Origin of the sequence: Actinoplanes sp. NBC_00393 (assembly GCF_036053395.1) — a bacterium.
Taxonomy (GTDB): domain Bacteria; phylum Actinomycetota; class Actinomycetes; order Mycobacteriales; family Micromonosporaceae; genus Actinoplanes.
Genome location: NZ_CP107942.1, coordinates 6,788,404 through 6,813,254, shown reverse-complemented (window position 1 = coordinate 6,813,254; position 24,851 = coordinate 6,788,404). Strand labels below are relative to the sequence as shown.

Here is a 24,851-nt window from a genome sequence, read left to right as displayed (position 1 = left end):
CGGGCCGCTGAAGCAGCGCTGGGTGTCAGCTCGTTTGTTGGGCTGACAGCCAGCGCCGTGTCCGGGCCGCTGAAGCAGCGCTGGGTGTCAGCTCGTTTGTTGGGCTGACAGCCAGCGCCGTGTCCGGGCCGCTGAAGCAGCGCTGGGTGTCAGCTCGTTTGTTGGGCTGACGGTCAGTGTTGTGTCCGGGTCGTTGAGGCAGCGCTGGGTGTCAGCTCGTTTGTTGGGCTGACGGTCAGTGTTGTGTCCGGGTCGTTGAGGCAGCGCTGGGTGTCAGCTCGTTTGTTGGGCTGACGGTCAGTGTTGTGTCCGGGTCGTTGAGGCAGCGCTGGGTGTCAGCCGGGTTAGACCAGGAGGCCGCCGGAGGCGCGGATGTTCTGGCCGGTCACCCAGGCCGCGTCCGGGCCGGCCAGGAAGGCGATCACCGCAGCCACGTCGGCCGGCTGGCCGAGACGCTGCAGGGCGGTGAAGGCGACGGACTGGGTGAGGCCCTCGGGCGTGTTGGCGCCGCGCAGCATGTCGGTGTCGGTGGCGCCCGGTGAGACGGTGTTCACCGTGATCCCGCGGCCGCCCAGTTCGCGGGCCGCGACCGCGGTGACCTGTTCGAGTGCGGCCTTGCTGGCGCAGTAGAGGGCCAGGCCAGGAGCGGGTACCACGGTGTTCAGCGTGGACAGGTTGATGATCCGGCCGCCGTCCCGGAGCAGTGGAATCGCCTCGCGGATCGCCAGCAGCGAGAACTTCACGTTGATCGTCATCATCCGGTCGAAGTCGTCGGCGGTCAGTTCGGCGATCGGCTGGGAGCCGCTGACAGCCGCGTTGTTGACCAGGATGTCGAAGCCGTCGTTGCGCACGCTGTCGAACACAGCGGGGACCGCAGTGGCCGGGTCCGCCTGGTCACACTGGACAGCGGTGGCGCCGAGCTCGTCCGCCAGTTCTTCGGCGGCGGCCTTGCTGGCGCGATAGGTGAAGATCACCCGAGCCCCGTCGGCGGTGAGCCGCTGGACCACGGCCCGGCCGATGCCGCGGGAACCTCCGGTGACGATGGCCGTCTTTCCGGTGAGCGTCATGCCCCGAAACTACGGGCGCCCGGCCGGCGCGTCTTGAACGAATGCGCGCTGCCGGGAAGGATCGGCGGGAGCACGGCTCGATGCCGCGGAGGGGACGGCGGTAGGACGGGGCGATGCAGTGGAGGGGACCCGTGGCATCGCGGCGGACAACGCGTCGCGCAGGGCGGTTGGTGTCACCCCAGCGAAGGCGCCCACTTCGCGAGTCAGGTGCGGCTGGTCGGCGTACCCCGAATCTGTTGCCACCCGGGGCAGCGCCGTGCCCACCGCGATCATGTCGACTGCGCGCTGGAAGCGTGCGATTCGGGCGACCGTGCCCGGTGTGAGGCCGATCCGGCGCTGGAAGCTGGTCTCCAGTCGGCGCCGGCTGACGCCGAGCGAGACCGCGACCGACGCCACCCGGCTGCGGGTTGGGCCGCGTTGCAGCCGCGACCACGCGGCCGTGACCAGCGGATCTTCCGAACTGGAGCGCAACCGGGAAGCCAGCCAGGTGTCGAGCGCGTCGAAGCGGGCGGTCCAGGAGGGCAGGGCGGCCAGGCGTTCGGCGAGTGAGGCGTCGCGGCCGCCGAGCAGGTCGCCGAGCGGGACGGAACGGTCCGTCAGCTCCCGCATCGGTACCCCGAGCAGCGCAAGCACGCCGGCCGGGGTGAGGCCGACCGTGACGCCGTGTCCCCAGCGGACCGCCTGCTCGACCACCGGGCTGCTGCTCGCGCCGGTCACCACCCGCCCCGCGCCGGTGATGTCGATGATCAGCGCGGGGATGTTGATCGGCAGAATGCGGTGCGCGATCGGCTCCGCGGTGCGGAAACCGCTGTAGGAGAACACGTGGTCGCGCAGCCGGGGATGCGGCCGGCGGACCAGGGTCTCGCATGGGCTGACAGCGGGCACCGCCGGCAGAGAGTGGATCATCGCCGGCCCGCGAAAGTGAGCAGGCCGGCGCGAGCGGGCAGGCCGGCGCGAGCGGGCAGGCCGGCGCGAGCGGGCAGGCCCGTGCGAAAGAGCAGGTCGGCGCGAGGGGGCGGGCCCGCGTGGGCGGGCATGTTGGCGGGCGGGCGTTGCGGGTTCATCGGAGGCGCAGGGCCGCCGGCGCGTGGGCCGGGACCGCGGGTGAGCGCGGCGCGATCGGCTCCAGCCGCTGGTAGGCCTCGCCGATCGACGGCCGGCGGTCCTCGTCGCCCTTGTTCGGCCAGAGGGCGATGGCCCGCTCGGCCATCGCGGTGATGGTCAGCGACGGGTTGACCCCGAGGTTCGCCGGGACCGCCGAGCCGTCGATCACGTGCAGGCCCGGATAGCCGTAGACGCGGTGGTAGGCGTCGACCACGCCTTCGGCAGGCGAGGCGCCGATCGTCGCGCCGCCCAGAATGTGTGCGGTGAGTGGAATGTCGAAGATGTCACCTACGGTCCCGCCGGGATACCCGCCGATCCGGTCCGCGATGCGGCGGACCGCCTCGTGCCCGACCGGGATCCAGGTCGGGTTCGGGTTGCCGTGGCCCATCGACGTCGTCAGGCGCCCGCGCTTCGTACGCCGTACCGTGAGCGAATTGTCCACCGACTGCATGACCAGTGCGATGATCGTCCGCTCGCTCCACCGCCGTACCGAGATCGAGTGGGCGAAGACCACCGGGTGCCGCAGTGCCTCCCAGAGGAACCGCAGCGGCCGCGGGATCCGCCCACCGTCGACCAGGATCGTCGACAGCAGACCCATCGCGTTGCTGCCCGGGCCGTAGCGCACCGGCTCGATGTGGGTGTCCGCGTCCGGGTGGAACGACGACGTGATCGCGATGCCCTTGGAGAACGGCTGCTCGGGCACGTCCTTGGTCTCCGCGCCGAGCAGCGCCTCGGAGTTGGTCCGGGTCAGCTGGCCGAGCCGGTCGGAGATGCCGGGCAGTACGCCGGTGTCCTTCATGGCGTGCAGCAGCCGCTGGGTCCCGAGCGCGCCGGCCGAAAGAATCACCTGGCTCGCGGTGAATGATCCGTTTCTAACGGAGAGATGCCAGCCGTCGGAGGTGGGACGCAGCGCGGTCACCTCGGTGTCCGGGTGCACCACCGCACCGGCCCGCTCGGCCAGGTAGAGGTAGTTGACGTCGAGCCGGTTCTTCGCGCCGACCCTGCAGCCGATCATGCAGTTGCCGCACTCCATGCAGCCGGTCCGGTCCGGGCCGGCGCCACCGAAGTACGGGTCCGGCACGGTCTTGCCGGGCTCGCCGAAGTACACGCCGACCGGGGTGAGCCGGAACGTGCGCCCCACCCCCATGTCCTCGGCGACTTGCTTGAACACCACGTCCGCCGGGGTCATCGTCGGCTGCTGGGTGACGCCGAGCATCCGTGACGCCTGGTCGTAGAAGGCCGACAGCTCCGCCTTCCAATCGGTGATCCCGGACCAGTGCGGGTCGGCGAAGAACGGCGCCGGCGGGACGTAGAGCGTGTTCGCGTACACCAGAGAGCCGCCGCCGACACCGGCCGCGGAGAGCACCATGATGTCCTTGAGCAGGGTGATCCGCTGCATGCCGCGCAGGCCCAGCTTCGGCGCCCAGAGGAAGTTGCGCAGGTCCCACGAGGTCTTGGGCAGGGTCTCCGGGGTGAACCGGCGGCCGGCCTCGAGCACGCCGACCCGGTAGCCCTTCTCCGCCAGGCGCAGTGCGCTGACGCTGCCACCGAAGCCGCTGCCCACGATCACGATGTCGTAGTGCGTCATCGCATCACCTAAGCATTACCGGCCGGTAACCGGAAGATGTCAGCGTCGATAGATGCTGATCGAGTGGCCGACCTGGTCGATCCGGGTGCTGCTCTCGATCAGCCGCTTCAGGCGCGGGCCGGCCAGCGCCACCCGGGAGTCGGAGATCACCAGCAGGCCGCGGACCTGCTCCTCCGGTACGGCGTACGGATCCTCGGCGGTGATCCCGTAGTAGCTGGGCACCCCGGCCCCCTTGTAGACCAGCCAGATCCGTTCCCCCGGATACCGGGTCTTCAGGTGCCGGCCGAGCCGGGCCAGGTCCTGCCCCCAGTCGACGTTCGCGTCGTGCAGGTTCCGGTGCGTGTTGTCGGTCCCGCCGAACGCCACATTGGAGTAGGGCAGGTAGTACGGAAACGTGAGCAGCGAACCGACCGCCACGGAGAGCACCAGGACACCGGCGGTGATGTGCGCCCATCGGAACCGGATCAGCGCCACGGTGCCCGCCGCCACCGCCAGGAAGAGCGGCAGGAAGACCACGTACCGGGTGCCGAAGTTCCGGCTGCCGGTCATCGTGAACAGCAGCAACACCGCCGAGATCGGCAGCAGGTACAGCGCCGCGATCCGCAGCTTGGGCAGGACCAGCATGGTGATCGCGCCGGCCGCCCAGAGCGCCAGCATGCCGAGCGGCGTCTTGATCAGCAGCGCGACCGGCATGTAGTACCAGGGCGACCCGCGGTAGGCCTCACCCAGCAGGAACCCGTTGTAGAGCTTGTTCTCGAACTTGAGCTGGACCAGCATCCCGTCCCGGTAGGCCTGCGGGAACGGCATCAGGTCGACCGCGAGCCCCTTCAGCCCGGCCGGGTCGGGCAGGCCGGACGGCGAGGTCCAGCGCAGCCGCGGATCCACCGCCAGGTAGGTGAGCCAGACCAGCGCCACCGCGAGCAGCCCGACGCCGAGCGTGGCCGCCGCGGTGAGCAACAGGCGGCGCCTGAGCGCCGTGGGTGGTCGCTCCGGCAGCGCCCGTTGCGCATGCCAGGCGGAGAGCGCGGCGAGAAGGACCAGCAGGGGTACGGCCGGAAGCACGCTCATCCGTGTCGCCAGCGCCGCTCCGAGCGCTGCCCCGGCCAACGGTAGACAGAGCAGTGGCCGGTTCCGGGCTCGCCAGGTCAGCCAGGCGGCGGTGAGCAGCATCCCGGCGGCGGGCACGTCCAGGGTGGCCAGCGAGCCGTGGGCGATCACGTCGGGGGAGAAGGCGTACAGGGCGAGGGCGATCAACCCGCCCACCGGGCCCGCCAGGTCCCGGGCGAAGGCCAGCACGACCAGGCCGAACAGCAGGGTGAGCAGGATGATCGGCAGCCGGGCCCAGAGCATGACCTGGAACGGGTTGTTGCCGTTCTCGTAGAGCAGGTGCCGGCCGAGCCGGGTCTGGTTGCCGGGATAGCCGGGGTCCAGCTCGGGTCCGGCGAACGCGGTGCCGGCCGCGATGATCAGCTTGCCGAGCGGCGGATGTTCCGGGTTGTAACGCAGGCTGTGCTGCTGGCGGTAGACCTCGGCGGTGGCCACGTAGACCGGCTCGTCGATGGTCGGCGACTGCTGCACCGCGGTGGTCACCATGGCGAACGCCATCTGTCCCAACATCGCGACGACGGCGAGCAGATACAACAGTCGGCGTCGCGGCATCGGGCAAATCTAGCCGGTGCCCCGGGTTCAGAGACCGACGGTACGGGTGGCCACCAGACCCCGGACGGCGTCGCCGGTGACCGACGGCATCTCCAGCGCCCACCCCTCGGCGAAGCATCCGTCCGCGCCGAGCGTCTGCCCGGTGAGCTGCCGCCGTCCGAAGGCCTGCGCGCAGGCGTCCCCCGGAAGGGCGAGTTGGGCGGCGTGCAGCCGGACCCCGGCGCGGGACACCTCGAAGTGCACGTGCGGCCAGCGGCCCGCCCCGGCGTCCGGGAAGGCGCTCGGGAACGACACCCAGCCGTCGGGGTCGGCGACCTGCCGTGCACGGGCACCGGGTCCACCGGCCGGCGCGCAGTGCCACAGGCTCACCGCGTACCCCGGCATCGGCCGCCCGGACCCCGTGCTCAGCAGGCGCAGACGGACGGTGAGCGGCACGCCGCGGGCCGGCTCGGCCGGCCGGTCCAGGATCAGCGGTTGGGCAGTCATGATCGTCTGTTCGGCACCGGATCCCGGGCCCGCGAGAAACGCGGGTTTCAAAACAGGAGCACCCCGGCGGAGTCCCGCCGGGGTGCTCGAGGTTGTCCGGTTCAGACCGAGGTGGCCGTCTGCGCCACTCGGGCGTCGTGCTCCCGCTGGGCGGCCGCGAGCCGAGCCGGGAAGGCCCGGCAGGCGCCGTAGAGCTTGTAGATCAGGAAGGTCTCGAAGACCAGCAGGCCGGCGCCGGCCACGATGGTGACCGGGAAGATCAGGCCGGTCAGCGGGCCGATGATGAATACGAACATCTCGTACTCGATGCCGCTGATCAGGTGGGTCCGGATCCGGCGGGCCCGGAGGAAGTCCCCGATCCGCCGCTTCGTCGACACCGCCTGGTCGGGCATCTCGTCGCCCGGCTCGGCCATCTCGGCGGGCGCCTCAGGGTGCACCTGCTGCGGCGGCTGCAGCTCGGCGAGCTGGTCGCTCATGCTGCGCCGGACCTTGGTCATCTGGCTGCTGTTCAGGTAGCGGAACAGGTCCAGGAAGATCGCGACGGCCATCAGCCAGAGGTACGCCACCTCGTCGGTGTGCACGTACTGCCCGCCGAACAGGGCCAGCGCGATGAAGAACACCCGGACCCGGTCAAGCACGAAGTCGAGCCACTGCCCGAACATCGTGCCGGTCCCGTTCAGCCGGGCGATCTTGCCGTCCATGCAGTCGACCACGAAGCTCAGGTGGAAGAGCACCGCCCCGGCGACCAGGAACCAGCGATCGCCCATGGCGAAGCAGACCGCCGCACCGGTACCGAAAATAGTCGCGACGAGGGTCAGAACATTGGGCGTGATCCACCGATAGGGCGCAACCAGACGCACCAGCCGAGCTGCCAGCGGGTCGACCAGAAGCACGGTCCACCACGCGTCGACCGGCTTGTAGGTCCGCTCCCGGATCTCCTGCAAGGTCACCTTCACGCGCGGCACTCTAGACCTTAATCCTAGACAAACGCCAAATACCCGCCGGTTAAATCTCGTTAACTACCAGGGGTAACGCACACTTTACGCGCGTACCGGCGGGTAGCCTCCGTCGCCTGGGTGGACAGTCGCCCGGACGGGTCAGCCGGCCCGCAAGTCGGCCCCCACCTCGTGCAGGTGCCGCAGCGCCTGCCGGTAGGAGTCGGTCAGGCTGGTGATCTCGTACGGCACCCCGATCTCCGCACAGTACCGCTGCACCAGCGGCTGGGCCTTACGCAGGTTCGGCGTCGGCATGGCCGGGAACAGGTGGTGCTCGATCTGGTAGTTCAGCCCGCCCAGCGCGGTGTCGACGAACCACCCGCCGTGGACGTTGCGGGACGTCAGCACCTGCTTGCGGAGGAAGTCCTCGGTGCCGTCCGGGTGCGGCATGCCCTTGTGGTTCGGCGCGAACGTCAGGCCGAGGTAGACGCCGAAGAGGGCCTGGTGCACGACGAAGAAGGCCAGTGCCTGCAGCGGGCTGAGCACCAGGAGCAGCGCGGCGGCGTACCCGATGAAATGCACGCCGAGGAGCGTGGCCTCCAGGCCGCGCCGCTTGACCGTGCCGTCGCGCAACGCCCGGACGCTGTCCTTCTTCAGCGAGATACCCAGCAGGGTGAGCAGCGGAAAGAAGAGGAACGCCTGGTATTTCGCGATGAAGCCGCGGGCGTTCTCCCGGTTCCAGACCAGCACGCCCGGGCCGACGTCGGGGTCCAGATCGTCATGGTTCGGGTTGGCGTGGTGCTTGGTGTGCTTGTCCATCCAGTAGCCGTAGGACATCCCGATCGCCAGGTTGCCGGCGATCAGGCCGGCCCGCGCGCTCGGTTTGTTGGTGCGGAACACCTGCCGGTGGGCCAGATCGTGCGCCACCAGCGCGACCTGGGCGAACACCACGGCCAGGAACGCGGCCACGGCGAGCGTCCACCAGGAGGAGCCGATCAGGAAGAACGCGGTCCAGCCGCCGGCCAGGGCGAGGGCCACCAGACTGAGGCGTACGGCGTAGTAGGCCGGTCGTCGTCTCAGCAGCCCGGCCGCGTTGATCCGCCGGTTGAGTTCCGCGAAGTCGCTGCCGGCAGTTCTTCTCTCCGCTGTCGTCGTCATGACTCCAGCGAACCGTGCTGTCCGGTTCCGGTCAGGAGTGCCAGATCCCCCTGCTTGGTAGGGCTGGCACTACCGACACGGTGGTGTACCGGGGTCAGGATGAGGTCATGGAGTCCCGTGACTGGATCCGCGACGGCATCCGAGCAGTGGCCGGCGGGGTGCTCGCCATCCCGCTCGCCATCCTGAACATCCCGCTGTTCGTGCTCTTCGTGGTGTCCCTGGTGCTCACCCCGGTGCTCGGCATCGGGCTGTTCCTGTTGCCGCTGGTCACCGCGCTGATCCGGGCCAAGGCGGACCTGTCCCGCCGGCTCGGCGTCAGCTTCGGTGTCCCGATGGCCCGGCCGTACCGGCCCCGCCCGGAACGCGCGATGCTGGGCAGCATCCGGCGCTACCGGTGGGTGATGACCGACCCGGCTACCTGGCGGGACTTCGCCTGGCTGCTGCCCGGCGCCGTGGTCGGGCTGGTCCTGGGCGTCCTGTCGCTCGCCGTCCCGCTGTACGGCGTGGAGGGCATCCTGCTGATCCCGCTGTGGATCTGGCTCGGCACCGGCAACTACGGCTACGGGATGATCTGGCCGATCGAGACCCTCGGCGAGGGTTTCCTGTCCCTGCCGCAGGGCGCGCTGTTCCTGGCCATCGGCGTCGCGGCGGCGCCGTACCTGCGCTGGGCGGACGCGCAGTTCAACCGGTTCTTCCTGGCCCCGACCCGGGCCGCCGAGCTGCGCCTGCGGGTCAGCCAGCTCACCGTCACCCGGGCCGACACGGTCGACGCGCAGGCCGCCGAGCTGCGCCGGATCGAACGCGACCTGCACGACGGCGCCCAGGCCCGGCTGGTCTCGCTCGGCATGACCATCGGCCTGGCCGAGGAGATGGTCGCCTCCGACCCGGAGACCGCCCGCAAACTGCTCGCCGAGGCCCGGGAGACCAGCTCCACCGCCCTCGTCGAACTGCGCCACCTGGTCCGCGGCATCCACCCGCCGGTGCTGGCCGAACGCGGTCTGGAAGGCGCGGTACGCGCACTCGCCATGGCCCTGCCCATCCCGACCAGCGTGGGCGCCGCGATTCCGGGCCGGCTCGACACGCCGGTCGAGTCGGCGGCCTACTTCGCGGTCGCCGAGGTGCTGGCCAACGTGACCCGGCACAGTTACGCCCGCAACGCCGAGGTGCAGCTCTGGCACACCGACGGGATTCTGTACATGCGGGTCAGCGACGACGGTCTGGGCGGGGCCGACCCGTCCGGCGGCACCGGGCTGCGAGGCATCGAACGCCGTCTCGCCGCCTTCGATGGCACGATGATCCTGTCCAGCCCGCCGGGTGGACCGACCGTCGTGACCATGGAGCTGCCGTGCGCGTTGTCATCGCCGAGGATCTCGCCCTCCTCCGGGACGGCCTGACCCGCCTGCTGGAGGCGTACGACTTCGAGGTGGTGGCCGCGGTCGACAACGGACCGTCGCTGTTGCCGGCCCTCGTCGAGCACCGGCCCGACGTCGCCGTGGTGGACGTCCGGCTGCCGCCGACCTTCACCGACGAGGGGCTGCAGGCGGCGATCGCGGCCCGGGTGGAGGTCCCCGGCCTGCCGGTCCTGGTCCTCTCCCAGCACGTCGAACCGCTCTACGCCCGGGAGCTGCTGACCGACCGCAACGGCGGCGTCGGCTACTTGCTGAAGGACCGGGTCTCGCACGTCGCCCAGTTCGTCGACGGGGTGCGCCGGGTGGCCCGCGGCGGCACCGTGATGGACCCGGAGGTGGTCTCGCAGCTGCTGGCCCGCAACCAGCCGCCGCTGGCCGCGCTGACCGCCCGGGAGAAGGACGTGATCGGCCTGATGGCCGAGGGCCGGTCGAACGCCGCGATCGCCGCGAAACTGTTCATCGGGGAGAAGGCGGTCAGCAAGCACATCAACAGCATCTTCACGAAGCTGGGCCTGCCGCCCTCGGACGACGACAACCGCCGCGTCCTCGCCGTCCTCGCCTACCTGAACGGTTGACCAGCCGCCCTCCTCGCAGCCCCTTCGTTCCGGCCGTTCACTCTTTGCCGCTCTCGCCGCCGACCCCTCCTCGCCGCCCCTTCGTTCCGGCCGTTCACTCTTTGCCGCCCTCTCGCCGCCGACCCCTCCTCGCCGCCCCTTCGTTCCGGCCGTTCACTCTTTGCCGCCCTCTCGCCGCCGACCCCTCCTCGCCGCCCCTTCGTTCCGGGCGTTCACTCTTAGCTGCCCTCTCGCCGCCGACCCCTTCTCGCCGCCCTTCCTTTCCTGCCGCTCACCCCCTACCCGCCCTCCCGCCCCGGGGCTGTGGCCAAGAAGAAGGACCTGGCGACCACGCCGGAGGGCGTGGATGCCGAGAGGGCGTGGATGCCGAGCTGGTCGGCCGGTCGAGCAGGCCCGCGCCGCGGGCCCACAGCTGACCCGCCACCCGCGCTTCCGCGATCTTGCGGGGTTCGCCGCAGTGGCAAACTTCGCAAGATCGCGCAAGGAGCGGGCGGGCCAGCGTGGTGCGCGACAACTTCGCAAGATCGCGCAGGGGTGGGTGGGCGAGGGTGGTGCGCGACAACTTCGCAAGATCGCGCAAGGGGTGGGCGGGCGAGGGAGGTGGGCGGCGGAAGTCCGGCACGCAGGGGTGCGTGAGGGTGGTGGAGAGAGTCAGCGCCAGGAGAGGCGGGCGATGCGGCCGGCCTCGCCCGCGGCCCAGCACGAGCGGTCGTCCGTGCAGATCACCGCGTCGAAGCTGCCGGTGTCGAAGCGCCGCCAGGTGACCCCGCCGTCGTAGGAGACGTCGCTGCCGGTCGGTCCGACCGCGAGCGCCGTACGCCCCCGCCCGGTCCATGCCACCCCGGACCGGTACTCGCCGGGCACGGTCTTCGAGACCGTCCACCGCTTCCCACCGTCCCGGCTGACCGCCGACCCGTCCGGCGCGGCGGCCGGAACCGCGTAGTCCCCGCCGACGGCGAGCCCGTGCCGGGAGTCACGGAACGCCAGCGAGTAGATGCCCGCGCTGGCCCCGCTGGGGATCGGCGAGTCGGTCACCGACCAGGTCCGGCCGCCGTCGCGGGAGGCGAAGACCCGGGCCGTGGCGCCGCCGCCGGTGGCGAACCAGGCGTGCCGGCCGGCCGAGACCAGACAGGTCCCGCTGGCCGCGAAGGCGAACTCGCCGGGCAGGGCGTCCGGCATCCCGGCGGTCGGCCGGACCTGCCAGCTGCGCCCGCCGTCGCTGGTGGCGAGGATCCGGAACTTGCCGTCGACCGGGTCGGACAGGGCCAGGCCGTGCCGCCGGTCGAGGAACGTCAGACAGTCGTAGAAGGCCGCCGGATCCTCGTTGCGGAACGTCTCGGTCCAGGTGCGTCCGCCGTCCGCGGTGGCGTACACCCGGGAGTCTGTGCCGTTGCCGATGGTCAGCGCGACCGCGTTGCGTGCGTCGGTGGCCTCGATGTCGCGGAATTGGAGGGTGGCCGCCTCCGGCGGCCCGACCGACGCCCAGGAGTGCCCGCCGTCGACCGTGCGCAGGATGGTTCCGGCGGATCCGGCCGCCCACGCGACCTTCGCGCTGACCGGGGCGAGCCCGCGGAACCGGGCGGTCGACCCGGTGTCGCTGAGCTGCCAGGACGGCCCGCGGCCCGGGGTGAATCCGGTGCCGGCGACCATGACGAGAGCGAGTGCTGAGATAGACAACTTTCGTTGCAGCGTCATGCCTCGGCAACTTACCGCCAAGACCGTGATGTGGGGTATGGCACTCGGACTTGGACCAGAAACAAGCACTTACCACAATGTGAGACATGCAGACGTTGGCGCAGCTCCCGGTGACCGTGGCCATCACGCGTCGGGTCGATCCTGACCGCGACGCGGAGATGGCCGCCTGGGTCCGGGCCGGCGCGTCGCTCGCCGAGGACTTCCCCGGTTTCCTCGGCACCGGATGGGTACGCCCGGAGCCCGGCTCCGCCGAGTGGCACATGCTCTACCGCTTCGCCGACGCCGAGTCCCTGCGCAACTGGGAGGAGTCGCCGCAGCGCCGCTGGTGGCTTTCCTCGGCCGAGGGTTTCGTCGAGCACGCCCGCGAGGAGCGGCGCTCCGGGATCGAGGGCTGGTTCGACCCGCCCCGTGAGCAGCCGGCCGATCAACCCAGCGCGGCTACGGAGAAGGCGCCGCCGCGCTGGAAGCAGGCGGTCACCATCTGGCTCGGTTTCTTCCCGGTCAGCCTGGTCGCCGCGGTCCTGCTGAACCCGCACCTGGACGGTCTCAACGTGGTTCTGCGCACGCTGATCAGCACGCTCTGCCTCACCCCGGTGATGACCTACCTGGTGCTGCCGCGGGTCACCAGGGCCCTCCAGCCCTGGCTGCGCCGCTGACCTAGGTGCCGCGGATCGTGAACGTCTTGGAGATGGTGCCGACCGCCCGGTCGTCCCCGGGGACGTAGACCCGGTACGAGTACGTGACCTTGCCCGGCGGGGTCGCCGCGAGCGTGTACCGGCCGCTGTCGCGCATCCTCGCGGTGCTCACCTTGCGCCACGTCTTGTCCGCGTAGAGCCGGTGCAACTGCAGGACCTTGCCCTTCTGTACGGGTCGCACGTTGCCGTTGACGGCGACGGTCGTGCCCGACTCGGCCGTCTTGGCGGCCGGCGTCGCGGTGACCGCATAGCGCTCGGTCCGGACGTGATTATTGATCGCCGTGATCATCGTCTGCGGGAACGGCATGGTCGGCTGGTCGACGCCGGGCACCCAGGCGCACTGGGGCACCGGGGCTTCCGCCGCGCTGAGGGTCCGCTGGTAGGTGCCGTCGGCTCGGGTCCGCACCGAGTCGAACCCGGCCGGCTCCGCGCAGCCGTTGTCCGAGCTGAGACGCAGCGGCAGGTTGGCCCACGGTTTGCCGGTGGTGGTGTCCCAGGCCCGGATCCGCTGGGTGAACGATTTGCCCTTCGGCAGCGGTTCCGGGGCGAAGGTCATGGCCAGTCCCGGGCGATGTGAGCTGGTCACCTGCAGGCTCGGCGTGTCGACGACCGTGCTACGCGAAGAAGCCGACCGGCTTGAGGGGCCCGCTCCAGGCGCTGGTGACCGGGATGACGCCGGTCCAGATCCCGTCCTGTGCGGTGCCCTCGGCCAGACGGAACAGCACGAACGAGTTGTAGATCGAGTCGAACCTGAGCCAGGGGGTGCCCGGCGAGTGGATCTGTGGTGGCGCGGTGTCCGCGGCCGGGGCGAGTGACACCGCGAGAACTGCCGAAGTGATGAGCGAGGTGAGCATGGCCGGCTCCCGTCAGCCGTCGAGGAGGGCGCGCAGCCGGAGGGTATCGCTGACGGTCCAGCCGGGTGGCGGGACGAGCGCGGCCCATCCGTCGACCGTCTCCGATTTGTACACGTGGCCGTGCCCGGTCGGGACCTTGATGGCGAACACCAGGTCGCAGGTGGTCTGCCAGAACGTGATGCCCGGGTACCAGTGCATGTCCGGCGTCACGTCCGGCCCGCGTTCGCCGGTCAGCCACTCCGGTTTCTTCCAGAGCAGGTCCCAGCTCCACCAGACGACCGGGTCGGTCGCGTTCTGCAGGTAGACCACCTTCGGCGGCGCGCCGGTGAGGTCGCGCAGGCCGGCGGCGTTCTCGGCGAACTCGACCGGGAGGCCGGGATAGACCGGGTCCCACACCGGGCTGTCCTCGGCCCGGTCCCGGGTGAGCTGCCGGTGGACCGGGTTGGCGAAGGTCGGGCCGAGCAGCAGCGCGCCGTCCGACCCGTCGGCCAGGTTCTCCGCGGTGCCGAAGGTCTTCTCCAACCCGTACGTCCCCAGGCTCTCCCCGAAGAGCAGCAGCTTGGGCCGGTCGTGCTCGGGCATCGCGGCCCACCGCTCGCGGACCGCGCCGACCAGCGCGCCGGCCGCGTCGACCACTTCGGAGCGGTCCCCGAGGAAAGCGGCCCAGCTGGGCAGATACGAGTACTGCATGGAGACCAGCGCGGTGTCCCCGGCGTACATGTACTCCAGCGACCGGGGCACCTTGTTGTCCACCCAGCCGGTGCCGGTCGGGGTGATCACCGCGATCACGGCACGGTCGAACGCGCCGGTCCGGTCCATCTCGCGGACCACCAGGTCGGCGCGCTCGGTCAGGGTGCGGGCCGAGGTGAGCCCGGCGTAGAGCCGGATCGGCTCAGCGGCCGGGCGCCCGGCGAATTCGCTCAACTCGGCCTGGGTGGGCGCGCCGGCCACGAACGAACGGCCCTGCCGGCCGAGTGAGTCCCAGGCGATCAGGGAGCGCGGGCCGCCGGAGCGCAGGCTCGAGGCCGGTACGAGTACGCCGTTCCCGGTCCCGCTGTTGATCACGGCGGCGGACCTGTCGGCCATCGTGAAGACCTGGGCCATCAGCAGGCCGTCGAAAGCGCCGTAACTGAGCACGGCCACCACGACAGTGCCGGCGCAGTACGCCGCGCGGTCCGGCACGATCCGCCGGAACACCAGGGCGAACCCGTGTGTGGCGAGCCGCAGGGACCGGGCGATCAGCAGCAGCAGACCGAAGGTGAGCAGACTGGCGCCGACGGTGCGGGCCACGTCGTACTCCTGGGCGGGTTCCATCCCGAGCCGACCGCGCAGTTCGCGCTGCCAGCGGGTGCCGAGCCAGAGGAAGACCACGACCAGCAGCGGCACCAGGGCGATCAGAATCCGCCACGCGATGCGTACGGTCCGGTCGCCGAACGGGTGGCGGAGCCGGATCAGGGCGCCGATCGCGGTGCCAAGCGCGTATCCCATCGCGGCGGTGATGCCGGCGATCACGCCCTGCAGGAACCAGGCCCGGGGCAGGAGGGACGGGGTGAAGGCGAGACAGTAGAAGACGGCGGCGAAGGCCGCGCCGGTGATGCTGAGGCCGGATCGCATGATCCGCGGGCGGTCGGCGCGGTCCGGCGCGATCGGCGGGGAAACCTGTTCCGGGGACCTGCGTTGCACTGGTATTCGGCCGCGGAGCGGCGCGAGCCATCCCGGCGGTGACGCCACCACCTGTCTGCGCATGCGGTGCTCCGTTCATCGACGTCGGTCGTGCGGTTACATCGCTTGCCGCCAACCGGCCCGGATCGCACCTGGTGTGACGATTCCGACCCGCTACGTGCCTTCTCCATCATCGGGGTCGATCGCGCCGAACGCCGCCCCCTTTTCCCCTGGTTTTGGCCACTGGTCACCCCGGATTTGCTCCGGCGGACCCCTAGTGGGCGTTTTGTTTCAGCTCGGCCTCCCGCTGCCGATGACATGCGGTGAGGAGGAACACCGATGCGGCTGCGCAACTGGATCGCCGTGGTGGTCAGCGTGCTGTTGCTGGCCGCTGCCGGGGTCATTGGTTTTCTGGTCAACCGGTCCGCCCTGCGCGCGGCCGACTCCGTGCACCGGGCCGACACCGAGGCCCTGGGCAAGAACAACGGCACGCTGACTTCGCAGCTGCAGCTGAACTCCGCCGCCGAGCTGATCGAGATCATCAGCGAGCACCCGCTGCGTCTCGCGGCCGATGTGCAGGCGGACGAGGCGACGCTGGTCGCGGCCGCGAAGAAGAGCGCCACGTTCCAATACGGGATGCTGACCGCCGACCTGAACGGGAACATCCTGACCGCCAGCCGGGAGAACGGTCTTCCGTCGGCTACCGACCCGGCCTGGGCGCCGCTGCTCGCTCAGCTCAAAGCCGGTAAGCCGGGCTTCTCGGACGTGATGGTGGTGGACGGCACCGCCCTCGCCGCCGTCGCGGTGCCGATCACCGTGGGCGACACGCCGGTCGGTTTCCTGATCGGCCTCAACGAGGTCGCCACCACGTCGTTGCAGATCTATCTGGCCCGCCTCGCCACCGGCCTGCACGAGACGCTGGTGGTCGACAGCAGCGGCACCGTCGGCGCCGCGAGCATCCGGACCCTGATCGGTACGGACGTCGACCCGGCGCTCAAGGCGAGCCTCGGCGGCTCCGGGGTGCGTTTCGTCGAGTACACCGTCGGCGACACCGACATGATCGCGATCATCAACAGCGACCTGTCCAGCGGCTGGTCGTACGTGCGGACGCAGACCAAATCCTCCTTCGACGGCGCGGTGCACACCCGCAGCCAGACCCTGAACCTGACGCTGGGCGCGATGCTGCTCATCGGGGTGGCCGGCATCTCGGTGCTCGGCTACCGGACCCAGATCCAGCGGCGCCGGGCCGACGAGCGGTTCCAGGCGCTCTTCCAGCACGCCCCCGACCTGGTGTCGGTGCTGGACGGCTCCGGCCGGATCATCTTCAGCAGCCCGAGCGCGAAGTCGGTGCTCGGGTTCGAGACCGGCGCGCTGAAAGGGCACACCGTCTTCGAACTGCTGCACCCCGAGGACGAGCCGAAGATGAAGGAGCACCTCAAGGCGCTGCTCGCCGACCCGGCCGGGGTGATGCGGCTGCAGTGCCGGGCCCGGTCGGCCGAGGGTGAGTACCGGTGGTTCGACTTCACCGCCTCCAACCAGATGCTCAACCCCTCGCTGGAGGGCGTCGTGATCAACGCCCGGGACATCTCGGAGAACCGGGCGTTCCAGGAGCGGCTGGCGCACGAGGCGCAGCACGATCCGCTGACCGGCCTGCCGAACCGGCGCCGGATGCAGGACGCGCTCGGTTCGTCGCTGCACAGCTCCTCGGTGGCGGTGCTCTTCGTCGACCTGGACGGCTTCAAGCCGGTGAACGACCAGTACGGCCACGAGGTCGGTGACGAGCTGCTGCGCCAGGTGGCCGACCGGCTCAGCGCCTGCGTACGCTCCGGTGACGTGCTGTCCCGGGTCGGCGGCGACGAGTTCGTGATGCTGATGCCCGGGGTGACCCCGGAGGACGCGACCGGCATGAGCGACCGCCTGCGGTACGTCCTCGAGCTGCCGTTCCGGATCGCCGGCCAGGAGATCACCATCGGCGCCAGCATCGGCCTGCACGTCGCGCCGGTCGCCGGGGACCCGGACACCGCGCTGCGCGCCGCGGACCACGCGATGTACGCGATCAAGCACGCCGGCGGCAGCCGGGGCGCCCGGGTCGAATCCCGGGTGGGTAGGCACCGCGCGGAGGACTGAACTTAGTGCACACTGTGTGCAAGGAGTTCCCTCAGAACGGTGGTGGCTGCGGTGTCCAAGGTCCTCTCCCGGCGTGATCTCGCGTTCCTGCTCTACGAGTGGCTCGACGTCGAGTCGCTGACCACCCGGGAGCGGTTCGCCGAACACTCCCGGGAGACGTTCGACGCGTTCCTGGACGTGTCACAGCAGATCGCCGAACGGGACTTCGCGCCGCACAACCGGAAGAACGACCTGAACGAGCCGACCTTCGACGGCGAACGGGTCGAGATCATCCCGGAGGTGTCCCGAGCGCTGAAGGCCTTCGCCGAGTCCGGGCTGATCGCCGCGCCGCTCGACGCCGAGCACGGCGGCATGCAGCTGCCGGCCGTGGTGGCCCGGGCCTGCTTCCTCTGGTTCCAGGCGGCCAACACGGCCACCTCGGCATACGCCATGCTCACCTCGGGCAATGCGCATCTGTTGCTCGCGCACGGCACCAGGGAGCAGATCGAGACGTACGTCTACCCGATGCTCGAGGGCCGCTTCACCGGGACCATGTGCCTGTCCGAGCCGCAGGCCGGGTCCGCGCTCAGCGACGTGCTCACCAAGGCGACCCCCGCGGGCGACGGAACTTACCGGGTCACCGGCAGCAAGATGTGGATCTCCGGTGGCGATCACGAGCTGAGCGAGAACATCGTGCACCTCGTGCTGGCCCGGGTCGCCGGGGCGCCGGCCGGGGTCAAGGGCCTGTCGCTGTTCATCGTGCCGAAGAAGCACGTGGAGACCGGCGAGCGCAACGGCGTCACCCTGGCCGGGCTCAATCACAAGATGGGCTATCGGGGTACGACGAACACGGTCCTCGCCTTCGACGACGCCACCGGTTATCTGGTGGGGGAGGAGGGGCGCGGTCTCGCGTACATGTTCCTGATGATGAACGAAGCCCGGATCGGGGTGGGCGCCGGCGCCGTGGCCCTGGGCTACACCGGCTACCTGCACGCCCTGGACTACGCCAAGGAGCGGCTCCAGGGCCGCCCGCTCGCCGACAAAGATCCGTCGGCTCCGCCGATCCCGATCATCAAACACCCGGACGTACGCCGGATGCTGCTCGCCTCCAAGTCGTACGTGGAGGGCGGCCTGGCCCTGATCCTCTACGCCGCGAAGCTGCTCGACGAGCGCTCCGAGGAGAACGACCTGCTCCTGGACGTGCTCACGCCGATCGTCAAGGCCTGGCCGTCGCAGTGGTGCCGGCTCGCCGACGACCACGCCATCCAGGTCCACGGCGGGTACGGCTACACCCGCGAGTACCCGGTCGAGCAGTTCTACCGGGACAACCGGCTCAACTCGATCCACGAGGGCACCGACGGCATCCAGGCCCTCGACCTGCTCGGCCGCAAGGTCACCATGAAGGGCGGCGCCGGCCTGGGCCTGCTGCTCGACCGGATCCGGGCGACCGCCTCGTCGGTTCCGGCTGATCTCGGGTCCCCGGTCCTGGAGGCCTGCGACCGGCTGGCCCGGACCACCGCGAAGCTCTGGGCGACCGGCGACCCGTCCGCGGCCCTGGTCAACGCCACCGCGTACCTCGACGCCGCCGGCCACCTGGTGATCGCCTGGCTCTGGCTGGAGCAGCATCTCGCGGCCGGCGACAAGGAGGGCGACTTCTACGACGGCAAGCGGCTCGCCGCGCGCTACTTCGTCACCCACGAACTGCCCCGGATCGGGCCGATGCTGGACCTGCTGGACTCCGGTGACACCCTGCTTCGGGACATGGACGACGCCTGGCTGGGATAGCTTTACGACCATGGCCGGTAAAGCCACTGTCATCGAGGTCGGCGACTACGACGTCCGGGTCTCCAACCCGGACCGGATCTACTTCCCGGAGCTCGGCGCCACCAAGCTCGACCTGGTCGAGTACTACCTGGCGGTGAGCGACGGGATCGTCCGGGCGCTGCGCGAGCGCCCCTGCATGCTGCACCGCTTCCCGGACGGCCTGGCCGGGGAGAAGGTGCACCAGAAACGGGTGCCGAACGGCGCTCCGCCCTGGCTGGAGACGGTCCGGGTGAAGTTCCCGCGCTACAACCGGCACGCCGACGAGCTGTGCGTGACCAAGCCGGCCGACGTCATCTGGGCGGTGCAGATGTCCACCGTGGAGTTCCACCCGTGGAACTCGCGGCGGGCTGACACCGAGAAACCCGACGAGTGGCGGATCGACCTGGACCCGATGCCGGACTGCCCGTTCGACACCGTGCGCCGGGTGGCCGGGGTCGCCCACGAGGTGCTCGATGAGCTGGGCATCACCGGCTTTCCGAAAACCTCCGGTGGCAAGGGTCTGCACATTTACGTGCGCATCGCGCCGAATTGGGGCTTCTCCGACGTACGCCGTGCCGCACTCGCCTTCGCCCGCGAAGTGGAACGGCGCGCCCCGGACGACGTGACCACCACCTGGTGGCGCAAAGACCGCGACCCGGGCTCGCTGTTCATCGACTACAACCAGAACGCACGCGACCACACCATCGCCAGCGCCTACTCGGTGCGCGGCGTGCCGACCGCCACCGTCTCCACCCCGGTGCACTGGGACGAGATCCCGGACGTCGACCCGCGGGACTTCACCATCCGTACCGTGCCGGCCCGCTTCGCCGAACTCGGCGACCTGCACGCCACGATCGACGACCGCGCCTTCACCCTGGACACGCTGCTGGAATGGGCCGAACGCGACGAGAAGGCGGGGCTGACCGCGCCGGAGGAGTGAGCGCGTTTATCGAGATCTCCCGATGGGTAAACGCGCGCAATGGCCCTGTTGTCCGCGTTCGATCGCGCGCATTCCGTGGCGCCGGAAGGGTACAGCCGCTGGCTGATCCCGCCCGCCGCGCTCTCGGTGCACCTGTGCATCGGCCAGGTGTACGCCACCAGCGTCTACAAGAACTCGCTGGTCCAGCACTTCGACACCAGTCAGACCGCGATCGGGATCATCTTCAGCATCGCGATCGTCATGCTGGGTCTGTCCGCCGCGGTAGGCGGCACCTGGGTGGAGTCGAGCGGGCCACGCAAGGCCATGTTCGTCTCCGCGTCGTTCTGGGCCTCCGGCTTCCTGGTCGGCGCGCTCGGCATCGCCACCGCACAGCTGTGGCTGCTCTACCTCGGCTACGGCGTGCTCGGCGGCATCGGCCTCGGCATCGGATACATCTCCCCGGTCTCCACCCTGATCAAATGGTTCCCGGACCGGCCCGGCCTGGCCACCGGCCTGGCGATCATGGGCTTCGGCGGCGGCGCGCTGATCGCCGGCCCGCTGTCCCGGCAGCTGATGTCGCTCTACGACAGCGACTACGACCCGAACGTGGCCACCTCGGTCGCCGACGGCAGCGCCCTGACCTGGCTGTTCGTCACCCTCGGCATCGGCTACTTCATCATCATGATGTTCGGCGTGTTCAACATCCGGGTGCCCCGCGAAGGCTGGAAGCCGGCCGGTTGGGACCCCGCGACCGTACGCGAGAAGTCCCTGGTCACGACCGCCCAGGTCTCCGCCTCCAACGCGATCCGCACGCTGCCGTTCTGGCTGCTCTGGATCGTCCTGTTCTGCAACGTGACAGCCGGCATCGGCATCCTGGAACAGGCCAGCCCGATGATCCAGGACTTCTTCCGCGTCGACGGCGAATCGTCGGTGGCGGTCTCCGCAGCGGCCGGCTTCGTCGGCGTGCTCTCGCTGTTCAACATGGCCGGCCGCTTCGTCTGGTCGTCGACATCCGACCTGATCGGCCGCAAACCGATATACATGATCTACCTCGGCGGCGGCATGGTCCTCTACGTCCTGCTCGCCCTGATCGGCCCCACCGCAACCGCGCTGTTCGTCCTGCTGGCCGGCGTGATCCTGTCGTTCTACGGCGGCGGCTTCGCCACCATCCCCGCCTACCTGCGCGACCTGTTCGGCACCTACCAGGTCGGCGCCATCCACGGCCGCCTGCTGACCGCCTGGTCCGCAGCCGGCGTCGCCGGCCCCCTGATCATCAACGGCTTCCTCGACGCCCAGGGCAAGCCCGGCACCCTGACCGCCGACGCCTACCGCCCAGCGCTGTTCACCATGGTCGCCCTGCTGGCCGTCGGCTTCATAGCCAACCTGCTGGTCCGCCCGGTGCCCTCCCGCTACCACGAGCCGGCGAAGGATGAAGAGGAGGAGGTGGCAGCGTGAGGCTCTTCCTCTCCTGGGCTTTGGTGACCGTGCTGCTCGGCTACGGCATCATCCAGACCGTCATAACCGCGTCCAAGCTGTTCCAGTAGCCCACAGCACCTCAGAACGCCGCCCATTCCGCCGACCTGACACCCCACAGCGGCGCGCCGGTCACCGCGTCCAAGCTGTCCCGGCAGGCCGCCGCGGGCAGCCAGATCGGCCAGTTCGCCGAACCTGGCGCCCCGGCGGCGCTGGTGACCGCCTGCATGCTGTTCTGCTCTGCCATGGTGGGCGGCTGGGCCGGCCTGGCGCCCCGGCGGCGCTGGTGACCGCATCCATGCTGTTCAGCTCTGCCAGGTGAGCGGCTGGGCCGGCCTGGTCGACGACCGGGCGCCCCGGCTGCGCTGGTCACCGCTCGCGGAGTGCGCGCTCCGGATATGCCTATTGGCAGCCGAGGCCGGCCGCGCTCGTTTCCACGCTTTCGTCACGGTTTGCAGCCTCCACCCGCAAGCCATGGCCAGCATTGGTGTCCCTGACGGTCCTTGATCGAGGCCGACTTCCGCCCAGCCCACCGCGATCATGCGAACCGGCCATCCGTGCGGCGTCGCAGCCCGTCCGTGGGCGGTCGCAACCGGGGCCGGGTGTCTTCGTGCGGTGATGCTGCGGGGCTGGGTGGTCCATCCGGGCTGCGGGCCGTCAATCCGGTGATGGTGCGGGCCGTCCCTTCGTTGGTATACCGCAGGAGAATGTCGATTTGTTCATTCGGCGCCAACTAATAGCGTAATTATCCGGCCTTCCGGGCAGCCTCAGCTGCCAGGCCTGAAATTTCTGAATAGGCATGATCGAATACTTACAAAGCGCGATTTATTTCGGGAAGAATGGAGGCATGAGGCAGCCGGGCCTGTTCAGCAGGGATGAATTGTCGGCCATGCGTGACCGAACCGCGTCACGCAACTATTCGCCGATCCGCGATGCTTTCCGCCGCGAGCACGAGCGACACCGCGCATGGGGACTGGCGCGCCGCCACTCCGACCGTCTGCGCCGCGGCCAAGACCGGCGCCGGGCTCCTAATCCAGCGATCAAAACCCACCGCGACCGCACCCCCGATTCAACCCCGTCCCCGTCGACGGTGGCGGTGGCGTGGGCGAGTTCGCGGTCGGCCCCAGTCTCGGCCCCGGCTTCGGCACTGGCTTCGGCTTCGGCTTCGGCTTCGGCTCCGGTCCTGGCTCCGGTCCCGGTCCTGGCTCCGGTCCCGGCCCTGGCTTCGGCTCCGGTCCCGGCTCCGGTCTCGGTCTCGGTCCCGGCTCCGGTCTCGGTCCCGGCTCCGGCTCCGGTCTCGGTCCCGGTCCCGGCTCCGGTCTCGGTCTCGGTCCCGGTTCCGGTCTCGGTCCCGGTCCCGGCTCCGGCTCCGGCCCCGGCCTCGGTCCCGGCCCCGGCCCCGGTCCCGGCTCCGGTCTCGGTCCCGGCTCCGGTCCCGGTCCCGGCTCCGGCCCCGGCCTCGGTCCCGGCCCCGGCCCCGGTTTCGGCCCTGATGCCGTCGGCGTCCCCTTTCCCTTCCCGGGTCACCGCGGTCCTTCCGTGCGCGGGTGAGCGGGGAAGGCTCATGTCCGCAAACGCGCTGGCACTGGGCACTCTTGTGCCCGGGCGAGCGGGGGAGGCTCGCATCGGACGTGCGCGGGCGGGGGCACGTCCGTCTCCGGCCGGGAAGGTGAGGGGCGGATCTGTAACGCCAGACGGGCCCAGGCTGCCGGCGCGGGCTCGACTAAGGCAGGTGTGCCGACCGAGTGTTGGGACGCGGAAGCGGACCATCTGGACTGCACGGCAGACGCCGGACCCATGTGGAGGGTGGCAAAAGGGGCAGGGAGCGTTTATCCGAGATTTGTTGTTTCGGATGGCAAGAGTTTGGCAGAAGTGCGGCATTGGCTGCTAGGGAAAGCGACCTTCGTGCCGCGGTGGCGATTCTTTTTTGCCGCGCGGCAGGGGCAGTGGGCTCCAGCGCGATTTGCGTCATCAAGATGGGCAGCCCGGTCGCGCGTTGCATTGCCTGCAATTGCTGGACCGTTCGGGCTACCGGAATTCGGCGGGGCAGGACCGCTGCGCCGCCGAGGAATAGTTCTGATCGGGCCGTGACCGGAAAGGAGGACGGTCACGGCCCGGTGGACGGTGGGCTCAGTTCGCGCGGGTCAGGCGCACCACCGACCAGGAGATCCGCGGCAGGACCAGGGTGGCGGCGACGCCGTCGACTTCGACTGCGCCGGTGGGTACCTCGGCGGTCGGGCGCAGGGTGACCCGCTCCGGGGCGTCCCGGGTGTTCGAGGCGCGTACGTCGTCGTCGGTGAGCGTCCAGGCCTCCGCGACCGTCAGTCCGGCGCCGAACGCGCTCAGGTCGACGGTGAACTCGACCGGCTGCTCCTGGTCCCGGTTGACCGCGAAGATCACGACGTCGCCGGTGGACGGGTCGTGGGTGGCGACGGCGTCGACCACGTCGGCCACGCCGTACTTCGCGGTCTCGTAGGTCGGGGTGTCCACTCGCAGGTCCAGCACGTCGCCCTTGGCCAGCGCGGCGGTACGGGCGAACGGGTGGAAGATGGTCTGCCGCCAGGCCGGCCCGCCCGGCTCGGTCATGATCGGCGCGATCACGTTGACCAGCTGCGCCTGGCAGGCCGCGGTCACCCGGTCGCTGTGCCGCAGCAGCGAGATCAGCAGGTTGCCGACCACCACCGCGTCCGCGACGTTGTACTGGTCCTCGATGACCCGCGGGGCGACCTCCCACTCCTTCGGCAGCGGCGCGTTCTGGAACCGGGACAGGTACCAGACGTTCCACTCGTCGAACGACAGGTTGATCTTCTTCTTGCTCTTCAGCCGGGCGCCGACCGCGTCCGCGGTGGCCACGATGCTGTTCACGAAGTGGTCCATGTCGACCGCGCTGGCCAGGAACGAGCCCAGGTCGCCGTCGTGCTCCTCGTAGTACGCGTGGCAGGACACGTAGTCGACCACGTCGTACGCGTGCTCCAGCACCGTCGACTCCCAGGCGCCGAAGGTCGGCATCACCGAGCTCGAGCTGCCGCAGGCGACGAGCTCGAGATCCGGTTCCGCCGAACGCAGCGCCCGGGCGGTGGAGGCGGCCAGTAGCCCGTACTCCTCCGGGGTTTTGTGCCCGGTCTGCCAGGGACCGTCCAACTCGTTGCCCAGGCACCAGATCTTGATGCCGTAAGGCTTCTCCGCGCCGTTGGCGCGGCGCCGCTCGGAGAGTTCGGTGCCCTCCGGGTGGTTGATGTACTCGTGGACGTCGAGCGCCTCCTGCACGCCGCGGGTGCCGAGGTTCACCGCATACATGATCTCGACGTCGGCCTTCTCCGCCCACTTGGCGAACTCGTCGATGCCGACCTCGTTCGTCTCGATGCTGCGCCAGGCGAGATCACGCCGGCGCGGGCGCTTCTCGACCGGGCCGACCCCGTCCTCCCAGCGGTAGCCGGAGACGAAGTTCCCGCCCGGGTAGCGGACCATCGTGACGCCGAGTTCGCGGGCCAGGGCCAGCACATCGGTACGGAAGCCGTCCTCGTCGGCGAGCGGATGCGAAGGCTCGTAGATCCCGGTGTAGACGCAGCGGCCCATGTGCTCGACGAACGAGCCGAAGGTGCGGCGGCTGACCGGCGCCACGACGTGGGCAGGGTTCAGTGCGACAAATGCACGGAGCATGTT

21 protein-coding genes are annotated in these 24,851 nt (G+C 70.0%); 8 read left to right on the top strand and 13 right to left on the bottom strand.

The annotated features are described in order from the left end of the window. Positions 1 to 344 precede the first annotated feature (344 nt). The 7 genes from OHA21_RS31495 to OHA21_RS31465 all read right to left on the bottom strand — a co-directional run bounded on the left by OHA21_RS31495 (position 345) and on the right by OHA21_RS31465 (position 7,997). Positions 345 to 1,067, bottom strand: a complete 723-nt coding sequence (locus OHA21_RS31495; protein ID WP_328461054.1) for an SDR family oxidoreductase — start codon at positions 1,065 to 1,067, stop codon at positions 345 to 347. Between the two features lie 9 nt (positions 1,068 to 1,076). Further along, a complete protein-coding gene (locus tag OHA21_RS31490) occupies positions 1,077 to 1,973 on the bottom strand; it encodes an AraC family transcriptional regulator (RefSeq protein ID WP_328461052.1) in 897 nt (298 codons plus the stop codon). 154 nt (positions 1,974 to 2,127) lie between these two features. Beyond that, positions 2,128 to 3,759 (bottom strand): GMC family oxidoreductase, encoded by a 1,632-nt coding sequence (locus OHA21_RS31485; protein WP_328461050.1) that lies wholly within the window; start codon positions 3,757 to 3,759, stop codon positions 2,128 to 2,130. Positions 3,760 to 3,798: 39 nt separating this feature from the next. Continuing rightward, positions 3,799 to 5,418 carry a phospholipid carrier-dependent glycosyltransferase gene (locus OHA21_RS31480; RefSeq protein WP_328461048.1) on the bottom strand — a complete coding sequence of 540 codons (1,620 nt, stop codon included), beginning with the start codon at positions 5,416 to 5,418 and terminating at the stop codon, positions 3,799 to 3,801. Between the two features lie 27 nt (positions 5,419 to 5,445). After that, the gene (locus OHA21_RS31475) at positions 5,446 to 5,904 is read right to left on the bottom strand and encodes a hypothetical protein (protein ID WP_328461046.1); all 459 of its coding nucleotides are present in this window, start codon (positions 5,902 to 5,904) and stop codon (positions 5,446 to 5,448) included. A 101-nt stretch (positions 5,905 to 6,005) separates the two neighbouring features. Continuing rightward, positions 6,006 to 6,860 carry a CDP-alcohol phosphatidyltransferase family protein gene (locus tag OHA21_RS31470; protein WP_328461044.1) on the bottom strand — a complete coding sequence of 285 codons (855 nt, stop codon included), beginning with the start codon at positions 6,858 to 6,860 and terminating at the stop codon, positions 6,006 to 6,008. Positions 6,861 to 7,001: 141 nt separating this feature from the next. Further along, positions 7,002 to 7,997: a fatty acid desaturase family protein gene (locus OHA21_RS31465; RefSeq protein ID WP_328461042.1), complete on the bottom strand. Its 996-nt coding sequence runs from the start codon at positions 7,995 to 7,997 to the stop codon at positions 7,002 to 7,004. A 107-nt stretch (positions 7,998 to 8,104) separates the two neighbouring features. On the opposite strand from OHA21_RS31465, the gene OHA21_RS31460 reads away from it, so the two are divergent. Together OHA21_RS31460 and OHA21_RS31455 are read left to right on the top strand one after the other, a co-directional pair. Beyond that, positions 8,105 to 9,391 (top strand): sensor histidine kinase, encoded by a 1,287-nt coding sequence (locus tag OHA21_RS31460; RefSeq protein WP_328461040.1) that lies wholly within the window; start codon positions 8,105 to 8,107, stop codon positions 9,389 to 9,391. Next, positions 9,343 to 9,981, top strand: a complete 639-nt coding sequence (locus OHA21_RS31455; protein ID WP_328461038.1) for a response regulator transcription factor — start codon at positions 9,343 to 9,345, stop codon at positions 9,979 to 9,981. Before OHA21_RS31460 ends, OHA21_RS31455 begins: the two co-directional genes overlap by 49 nt. 651 nt (positions 9,982 to 10,632) lie before the next feature. On the opposite strand, the gene OHA21_RS31450 is transcribed toward OHA21_RS31455, so the two are convergent. Continuing rightward, entirely contained in the window at positions 10,633 to 11,676 is a 1,044-nt protein-coding gene (locus OHA21_RS31450; protein ID WP_328461036.1) for a WD40/YVTN/BNR-like repeat-containing protein, read from the bottom strand. An 86-nt stretch (positions 11,677 to 11,762) separates the two neighbouring features. Between OHA21_RS31450 and OHA21_RS31445 the strand changes: the two genes are divergently transcribed. After that, positions 11,763 to 12,332 carry an antibiotic biosynthesis monooxygenase gene (locus OHA21_RS31445; RefSeq protein WP_328461034.1) on the top strand — a complete coding sequence of 190 codons (570 nt, stop codon included), beginning with the start codon at positions 11,763 to 11,765 and terminating at the stop codon, positions 12,330 to 12,332. 1 nt (position 12,333) lies between these two features. Here OHA21_RS31445 and OHA21_RS31440 read toward each other — a convergent pair whose 3' ends face one another. From OHA21_RS31440 to OHA21_RS31430, 3 genes are read right to left on the bottom strand one after another with little or no spacing between them, the layout of a single operon-like run. Beyond that, complete coding sequence (locus OHA21_RS31440; RefSeq protein ID WP_328461032.1) at positions 12,334 to 12,927, bottom strand: hypothetical protein; 594 nt, start codon at positions 12,925 to 12,927, stop codon at positions 12,334 to 12,336. Between the two features lie 58 nt (positions 12,928 to 12,985). Next, entirely contained in the window at positions 12,986 to 13,225 is a 240-nt protein-coding gene (locus OHA21_RS31435; protein ID WP_328461030.1) for a hypothetical protein, read from the bottom strand. Between the two features lie 12 nt (positions 13,226 to 13,237). Then, entirely contained in the window at positions 13,238 to 14,839 is a 1,602-nt protein-coding gene (locus tag OHA21_RS31430; RefSeq protein WP_328461028.1) for an alpha/beta hydrolase, read from the bottom strand. Between the two features lie 387 nt (positions 14,840 to 15,226). On the opposite strand from OHA21_RS31430, the gene OHA21_RS31425 reads away from it, so the two are divergent. From OHA21_RS31425 to OHA21_RS52830, 5 genes are read left to right on the top strand one after another with little or no spacing between them, the layout of a single operon-like run. Next, entirely contained in the window at positions 15,227 to 17,014 is a 1,788-nt protein-coding gene (locus OHA21_RS31425) for a sensor domain-containing diguanylate cyclase (protein ID WP_328461026.1), read from the top strand. A gap of 51 nt (positions 17,015 to 17,065) precedes the next feature. Beyond that, the gene (locus OHA21_RS31420) at positions 17,066 to 18,778 is read left to right on the top strand and encodes an acyl-CoA dehydrogenase (RefSeq protein WP_328461024.1); all 1,713 of its coding nucleotides are present in this window, start codon (positions 17,066 to 17,068) and stop codon (positions 18,776 to 18,778) included. Positions 18,779 to 18,788: 10 nt separating this feature from the next. After that, positions 18,789 to 19,736, top strand: a complete 948-nt coding sequence (gene ligD / locus OHA21_RS31415; RefSeq protein ID WP_328461022.1) for a non-homologous end-joining DNA ligase — start codon at positions 18,789 to 18,791, stop codon at positions 19,734 to 19,736. A 45-nt stretch (positions 19,737 to 19,781) separates the two neighbouring features. Further along, positions 19,782 to 21,170, top strand: coding sequence for an OFA family MFS transporter (locus OHA21_RS31410; RefSeq protein ID WP_328478639.1), 1,389 nt, complete (start codon positions 19,782 to 19,784; stop codon positions 21,168 to 21,170). Next, complete coding sequence (locus OHA21_RS52830) at positions 21,167 to 21,259, top strand: MFS transporter small subunit (RefSeq protein WP_442874921.1); 93 nt, start codon at positions 21,167 to 21,169, stop codon at positions 21,257 to 21,259. The genes OHA21_RS31410 and OHA21_RS52830 overlap by 4 nt, the downstream gene beginning before the upstream one ends. Positions 21,260 to 21,270: 11 nt before the next feature. Here OHA21_RS52830 and OHA21_RS31405 read toward each other — a convergent pair whose 3' ends face one another. Beyond that, entirely contained in the window at positions 21,271 to 21,435 is a 165-nt protein-coding gene (locus OHA21_RS31405; protein WP_328461020.1) for a hypothetical protein, read from the bottom strand. A gap of 1,883 nt (positions 21,436 to 23,318) precedes the next feature. Next, a complete protein-coding gene (gene arfA, locus OHA21_RS31400; protein ID WP_328461018.1) occupies positions 23,319 to 24,848 on the bottom strand; it encodes an arabinosylfuranosidase ArfA in 1,530 nt (509 codons plus the stop codon). Positions 24,849 to 24,851 lie beyond the last annotated feature (3 nt).